1 protein-coding gene is annotated in these 1,212 nt (G+C 60.7%); it reads left to right on the forward strand.

Annotated elements, in window-relative coordinates:
* Positions 1 to 1,176: elongation factor Tu (tuf, locus tag ACR0M9_RS21085; RefSeq protein WP_480492715.1), on the forward strand; the 1,176-nt coding region annotated here is incomplete at its 5' end.
* Positions 1,177 to 1,212: the final 36 nt, after the last annotated feature.

Raw genomic sequence — 1,212 nt, forward strand, 5'->3', positions numbered from 1 at the left:
ATGGCAAAGGAAAAGTTTGAGCGTAATAAGCCGCACGTCAACATCGGCACGATTGGGCATGTTGACCACGGCAAGACGACGCTGACCGCAGCAATCACCAAGTATTTCGGTGACTTCAAGGCGTATGACCAGATTGACGGCGCGCCGGAAGAGAAAGCCCGCGGCATCACCATCTCGACCGCGCACGTGGAATACGAGACCGACGCGCGCCACTATGCACATGTCGACTGCCCCGGCCACGCTGACTACGTCAAGAACATGATCACCGGTGCCGCTCAGATGGACGGCGCGATCCTGGTTGTGAACGCCGCGGACGGCCCGATGCCGCAAACCCGCGAGCACATCCTGCTGGGCCGCCAGGTTGGCATCCCGAAGATGGTCGTGTTCATGAACAAAGTTGACCAGGTTGACGACGAAGAGCTGCTGGAACTGGTGGAAATGGAAATCCGCGAGCTGCTGTCTTCGTATGAATACCCCGGCGACGATATTCCGATCATCGCAGGTTCGGCTCTGGCCGCGATGGAAGGCCGTGACCCTGAAATCGGCGAGAACAAGATCCGCGAGCTGATGGCGGCTGTTGATGACTACATCGACACCCCCGAGCGTGCTGTTGACCAGCCGTTCCTGATGCCGATCGAAGACGTGTTCTCGATCTCGGGCCGTGGTACCGTTGTGACCGGCCGTGTCGAGCGTGGCGTGATCAACGTTGGCGACGAGATCGAAATCGTCGGCATCCGTGACACCGCGAAAACCACCTGCACCGGCGTTGAAATGTTCCGCAAGCTGCTGGACCGCGGTGAAGCGGGCGACAACATCGGCGCCCTGCTGCGTGGTGTGGACCGTGACGGCGTTGAGCGTGGCCAGGTTCTGTGTAAGCCGGGTTCGGTGACACCGCACACCAAGTTCGAAGCCGAAGCCTACATCCTGACCAAGGAAGAAGGCGGCCGTCACACGCCGTTCTTCGCGAACTACCGTCCTCAGTTCTACTTCCGGACCACTGACGTGACCGGCACCGTGACCCTGGCGGAAGGCACCGAGATGGTCATGCCCGGCGACAACGTGTCGTTCGGCGTTGAGCTGATCGCCCCGATCGCGATGGAAAACGGCCTGCGTTTCGCCATCCGCGAAGGCGGCCGCACCGTCGGCGCCGGCGTCGTGTCGAAGATCGTAGAATAATCCGTAGGCCAGGCTTCAGCCCGGCACATCGGTGAA

The sequence above is a fragment of the Ruegeria sp. CH2 genome, from assembly GCF_056537065.1.